Here is a 6,198-nt window from a genome sequence, read left to right as displayed (position 1 = left end):
GAGGATGACCGGGTCACTCCCCCCCTCCCTCTCCCTTGGTTCCCCCCCCCCACCCCCCCCCCCCTCCCCCCCCCCCCCCCCCCCGCCCCCCCCCCCCCCCCGAGACGAGCGGGGGTCAGGCGGGATCGGTCGGCTGCCGGCCCGGCTTGTCGTCGGAGGGCGGCGACGACGCGGGCGGCGACGGCGGACTCCACGGATCGGTGGGCGGCACGCTGCCCGTGTGCGGGTCGCCGCCGGTCGGGTCCTGCGCGGAAACCGCGCCGGCACCGGAAGCGGGCGGCGGGGTCGTGTCGCCGGCACCGCCGGGCGGCGAGCTCTGCGGATACGGCGGCTGGCCACCAGTGCCGGGATAGGGCGGCTGACCGGGCTGACCCGGGTAGCCCTGGCCGGGCTGACCCGGGTAGTACGCCTGGCCGGGCTGGCCGGGCTGGCCAGGCTGGCCAGGCTGGCCGGGCTGACCGGGCTGACCGGGCTGACCGGGCTGACCGGGCTGACCCGGGTATGTCGGGTACGGCGACTGGCTCGGGTATCCGGGGTAAGCCGCCGGCTGGCCCGGATAGCCCGGGTACGGGTTCAGCGGGTCCCACGCGGCCTGCGGCTTGCGGAAGTAGGCGTTCGCGGCCGGCAGCGCCAGCAGGATCACCGCGCCCAGCAGCGCGAGCACGACCAGCACGGTCAGCAGGGTGGAGATCGGGGTGAACCAGCCGGGCAGCTCGTCGGCGAGCCGGGCCTCGACCTCGCTGGCGCTGGGCCCCGAGGTGTTGCCGGCGTCCAGGTTCATCCCGCTGGTCGCGGCGTTGCCGAGCAGGCCGAAGCCGTTGCAGCAGAGGAAGATGCCACCGACCACCCAGGTCGTGATGCGGGCACCCTGCTTGCCGCGGTTGTTGTAGATCGCCAGGATGGCCAGGCCGGCGGCGAAGAGGATGTTGATCACCACGCCGACCACGCTGGCCGCCACGATGACGCTCTCGGTGCCGGCTCCCGCGGTGTCGGCGTAGAGGTCGGAGTAGACGCGCCGGATCGTGCCGATCGTGGTCAGCGACAGCACCGCGGAGATGATCGAGGCGGCCGCGCTGAAGTAGAGCAGGTATGACGAGACGGAGACGACCATCGGGCGGGTCCGAGTGGTGTGCCCGGGGTACATCGGATCAGACACGGCGATACCTCCTAGATCCACCACGGTATCGGGCGGCTGCCAGATCCGTCGACCGGCCGACATCGAGCCCCCGGGTGTGGCAACATCGCCCGATGTACGACGAAATCGCCTGAAACAGGTCGCTCGTTCAGGGGGACGACACAGGTCGAACGTGACCCCTACACTTCCATCCGTGGCGCGCCGCAGGCACCAGAGTCCTCCGGTGACGCCGCCTGCCCGGCCGAGTCGCCGCCCCCGCCCAACGCACGCCGGGGGCCAGGCAGACCGGATACGGGCACCTTCCCGATTGCGCCGGCCGCGTGAGGTTGCCGCGGCCGCCCCAGACTCGACAAGGACCGGTGAGTCCCATGCCCCACGCAGACACCCTGACCGTCGTGCACCATGACGACACGAGAACCAGCTACACCGACGTCCGGTACCAGTTGCACCGCGACGGCATCAGGATCTGGTCGTCCGACGGCGAGCACGCCATCACGGACATCTTGATGACCCACGCCTACCGGCAGCGGCAGGCGCGGGCCAGCTGATCGACGAGAAACCGGGGCACCCGCTCGGGTGCCCCGGTTTTTTCATGCCCGGCGTACGGACAGACCGTCCTTGCCCTCGCTGAGGTCGACCCGGACCGTGTCCCCGTCGACGATCTCGCCCGCGAGCAGCGCCCGGGCCAGCGAGTCGCCGATCGACGACTGGACCAGCCGGCGCAGCGGACGCGCACCGTAGATGGGGTCGAAGCCGCGCTCACCCAGCCACTGCACCGCGGCCTCACCCACCTCGAGGGCGAGCCGGCGGTCGGCGAGCCGGTGCCGCAGCCGGCCCAGCTGAATGTCCACGATGGCCGCCAGGTCCTGCGAGGTCAGCGCCTGGAACACCACGATGTCGTCGAGCCGGTTGAGGAACTCGGGCTTGAAGTGGGCCCGGACGGTGGCCATGACCTCCTCGCGCCGCTCCTCCTCGCCCAGGGTGAAGTCGGAGATGACCGACGAGCCCAGGTTGGAGGTCAGCACCAGGATGGCGTTGCGGAAGTCGACCGTACGGCCCTGGCCGTCGGTGAGCCGGCCGTCGTCGAGCACCTGCAACAGCACGTCGAAGACGTCCGGGTGGGCCTTCTCGACCTCGTCCAGCAGCACCACCGAGTACGGCCGCCGCCGTACGGCCTCGGTGAGCTGGCCGCCCTCCTCGTAACCGACGTATCCGGGCGGGGCGCCCAGCAGCCGGGCGACGGAGTGCTTCTCGCCGTACTCGCTCATGTCGATGCGGACCATGGCCCGCTCGTCGTCGAAGAGGAAGCCGGCCAGCGCCTTGGCCAGCTCGGTCTTGCCGACGCCGGTGGGGCCGAGGAACAGGAAGCTGCCGGTCGGGCGGTCCGGGTCGGCCACTCCGGCCCGGGCCCGGCGTACGGCTCCGGAGACGGCGGCCACGGCCTCGGTCTGGCCGACCACCCTGGCCTGCAACGACTCCTCCATGCGGAGCAGCTTGGCGGTCTCGCCCTCCATCATCCGGCCGGCCGGGATGCCGGTCCACGAGGCGATGACCTCGGCGATGTCGTCGGCGCCGACCTCCTCCTTGACCATCGGCGGCTCGGTCTTCTCCTCCTCCGCCGCGGACGCGCTCTCGATCTCGGTCATCAGCGCGGGGATCTCCTGGTACTGCAGGCGGGACGCCTTCTCCCACTCCGCGTCGCGCTGCGCGCGCTCGAGCTCCGCCTGAGCCTCGTCGAGCTTCTTCTTCAGCTCACCGACCCGGTTGAGGCCGCCGCGCTCACGCTCCCAGCGAGCGTTCAGGGCGGTCAGCTCCTCCTCGCGGTCGGCGAGGTCACGCTCCAGCCGCTCCAGCCGGGCGACCGAGGCGGGGTCGGTCTCCTTGGCCAGCGCGAGCTTCTCGACCCGCATCCGGTCGACCTGCCGCTGCAGCTGGTCCAGCTCCACCGGGCGGGAGTCGATCTCCATGCGCAGCCGGGAGGCGGCCTCGTCGATCAGGTCGATGGCCTTGTCCGGCAGGAACCGGTCGCTGATGTAGCGGTCCGAGAGCGCCGCGGCGGCGACCAGCGCGGCATCGGTGATCTGCACCCGGTGGTGCGCCTCGTAGCGACCCTTGAGCCCGCGCAGGATGCCGATCGTGTCCTCGACGGTGGGCTCACCGACCACGACCGGCTGGAAGCGCCGCTCCAGGGCGGGGTCCTTCTCGATGTGCTCGCGGTACTCGTCCAGCGTGGTCGCGCCGACCATCCGGAGCTCACCGCGGGCCAGCATCGGCTTGAGCATGTTGCCGGCGTCCATCGAGCCCTCGCCCTTGCCGGCGCCCACGACGGTGTGCAGCTCGTCGAGGAAGGTGACGACCTGGCCGTTGGAGTTGCGGATCTCCTCGAGCACGCTCTTGAGGCGCTCCTCGAACTGGCCGCGGTACTGCGCGCCGGCGACCATCGCGCCGAGGTCGAGCGAGACCAGCTTCTTGTCGCGCAGGGTCTCCGGGACGTCGCCGGCCACGATGCGCTGGGCCAGGCCCTCGACGATCGCCGTCTTGCCGACGCCGGGCTCACCGATCAGCACGGGGTTGTTCTTGGTGCGCCGGGACAGCACCTGGACCACCCGGCGGATCTCGGCGTCGCGGCCGATCACCGGGTCGATCTTGCCCTCGCGGGCCAGCGCGGTCAGGTCCACGCTGTACTTCTCCAGCGCCTGGTACGTCTGCTCGGGCTCGGCGGTGGTGACCCGCCGATCGCCGCCCCGGACCGCCGGGAAGGCGCCGACCAGGGTCTCCTCGGTGGCACCGGCGTCGCGCAGGGTCTTGCCCACCGCACCGCCGACGCGGGCCAGGCCGGCCAGCAGGTGCTCGGTGGAGACGTACTCGTCGCCGAGCGGCTTGGCGATCAGCTCGGCCTCACCGATGGCGTTGACGAACTCGCGCGACAGGCTGGGCTCGGCGGTGGAGGAGCCGCGGGCGGAGGGCTGCTGCTCGACGGCGCGTACGGCCGCGCGCCGGACGTCGGCCGGATTGGCGCCGACCGCGCGCAGCAGCGCCGACGCGGTGGAGCCACCGGTGTCGAGCAGCGAAAGGAGCAGGTGCCACGGCTCGACGGTGGCGTGGCCCCGCTGGTTCGCGTCGGCTACCGCACCGGTGATGACGTCGCGGCTCTTGGTGGTCAGGCGTTCGGCGTTCATGAGCTCCCCTGGATCGGATCTTCCCCAGTAGTGCAGCAATCCGAGACTTGAGCGTATTCCACTCAACTCTACGTCGGCCACTCACCCGAACCCGGGGGTAACCCGCATCACCATGGGCAATGCCCCACGATGGCCGTAGCGTGGCCGTAATGGCCCAGGAAACATCGTCTCAGCTCGGGTCACGCATCGGTCGGGCTCTGCTCCCGCTCGGATTCCTCTTCCTGGCCGTCGGCATCTCGACCGCCCTGTTCAACCCGTTCCTGTCGCTGTTCCTCAGCACGGACGTGGACGCCGGGCCCCTCAAGATCACCTTCTTCCTGATCGTCGCGCCGCTCGGCGGCGTGCTCGGCTCGGTGCTCGTCGGCCGGCTCTCCGACCGGCGGCCGATCCGGCGCCGGCTGCTGATCGCCGGCGCGGTGGCCGGCCTGATCGGCACCGGCCTGACCGCGGTCGTCCGTGACTACTGGGTGCTGCTCGCCCTGGCGGTCACCGCCTTCGCGCTGGCCGGGTCGCTGTTCCCGCAATCCTTCGCGTACGCCCGGCAGGTCCTCGAACGCGACGACCCGTCCCGCGCCGCGCTCGGCATCAGCGCCCTGCGCACGGTCTTCTCGCTCGCCTGGGTCGCCGGTCCGCCGCTGGCCGCGTTCCTGCTCGACGCGGGCAGCTTCGTCTGGGTCTACGGCACCGCCGCCCTGATGTACGCCCTCGCCGCCCTGGTCGCGATCTTCTGGCTGGACGAGGTCCCGGCGCCCGCGGCCGCTGCCCCCGACACCCCGGACGCGCCCGTCGACGACCGCCTGGACGCGCCGAGGTGGACGCTGTGGCTCACCGCCGCCGCCTTCACCCTGCTTCAGACGCCGCTGACCCTCGCGGTGCAGGCGCTGCCGCTGTTCATCAGCACCGACGTGGGCGGCGATGTCGGCGATGCCGGTCTGCTGCTCGGGCTCTGTGCCGCCCTGGAGATCCCGCTGATGCTGGGCCTGGGCGTGCTGGCCACCCGGCTGCCGCTGCGCGGGCTGCTGTTCGGCGGGGCCGCCTGCGGTGTCGCGTACTACGCGCTGGTCGCCGTGGCCACCGACCTCTGGCTGCTCATCGGCGGGCAGCTGCTCAACGCGCTGTTCATCGCCGCGGTCTCCGGGCTGGGCATCTCCTACATGCAGAACATGCTGCCCCGGCAGCCCGGACGGGCCACGACCCTGTTCACCAACTCGTTCCCGCTCGGCGCGATGCTGGCCGGGCCGCTGTTCGGCGTCGCCCAGCACTTCGACTACCGGCTTGCGTACTGGCTGTGCACCGGACTGTGCGCAGCCGGGCTGCTGCTCCTGATCGTGGTACGTAACGAGCGCATACCGCAGCCGGCCTGACTGATCCGTTACCGTTGGAGGCGTGCGCGTACGGGTAGAGCAGACTCCACTGCCGGGCATCGGTGTCCGGCACGACCTGGTGACCTCGTCGGGCCGTACGGTCGGGGTGGTCTCGCACCGCAACGGCCGCCGCGACCTGGTCCTCTACGACGTGGACGACCCCGACGCCTGCCTGGCGTCGATACCGCTGACCGACGACGAGGCCGAGGCGCTCGCCGACGTCCTCGGCGCGTCCCTCATGCTCGGCCAGCTCGCCGGCCTGCGGCAGCAGGCCGCGGGTCTGCTCACCGAGCAGATCGCCCTGCCCGCCGGCTCGCCGTTCGTCGGCCGCCGCCTGGGTGACACCCGCACCCGCACCCGCACCGGCGCGTCCATCGTGGCCGTCCTGCGCGACCGCGAGGTGATCGCCTCCCCCGGCCCGTCCTTCGGTTTCGAGGCGAACGACGTCGTCGTCGCCGTCGGCACCCGCGAAGGTCTGGACGGCGTCACCGCCATCCTGGCCGGCGACACCGGCGACTGA

5 protein-coding genes are annotated in these 6,198 nt (G+C 71.8%); 3 read left to right on the top strand and 2 right to left on the bottom strand.

The annotated features are described in order from the left end of the window. Positions 1-115 precede the first annotated feature (115 nt). Positions 116-1,156 (bottom strand): hypothetical protein, encoded by a 1,041-nt coding sequence (locus ACZ6S4_RS21620; protein WP_465476637.1) that lies wholly within the window; start codon positions 1,154-1,156, stop codon positions 116-118. Between the two features lie 347 nt (positions 1,157-1,503). Here ACZ6S4_RS21620 and ACZ6S4_RS21615 point away from each other — a divergent pair, with 347 nt between their 5' ends. Beyond that, a complete protein-coding gene (locus ACZ6S4_RS21615; protein ID WP_465476636.1) occupies positions 1,504-1,683 on the top strand; it encodes a hypothetical protein in 180 nt (59 codons plus the stop codon). A 42-nt stretch (positions 1,684-1,725) separates the two neighbouring features. On the opposite strand, the gene clpB is transcribed toward ACZ6S4_RS21615, so the two are convergent. Beyond that, a complete protein-coding gene (clpB, locus tag ACZ6S4_RS21610) occupies positions 1,726-4,314 on the bottom strand; it encodes an ATP-dependent chaperone ClpB (RefSeq protein ID WP_465476635.1) in 2,589 nt (862 codons plus the stop codon). Between the two features lie 149 nt (positions 4,315-4,463). Between clpB and ACZ6S4_RS21605 the strand changes: the two genes are divergently transcribed. Then, entirely contained in the window at positions 4,464-5,678 is a 1,215-nt protein-coding gene (locus tag ACZ6S4_RS21605; RefSeq protein WP_465476634.1) for a sugar efflux transporter, read from the top strand. A 22-nt stretch (positions 5,679-5,700) separates the two neighbouring features. Next, a complete protein-coding gene (locus tag ACZ6S4_RS21600; RefSeq protein ID WP_212992843.1) occupies positions 5,701-6,198 on the top strand; it encodes a cation:proton antiporter regulatory subunit in 498 nt (165 codons plus the stop codon).

This window comes from Actinoplanes sp. NPDC051405, from assembly GCF_055586185.1.
Note: the sequence above shows the minus strand (reverse complement) of the source record. Positions and strands in the feature narration are given on the sequence as shown.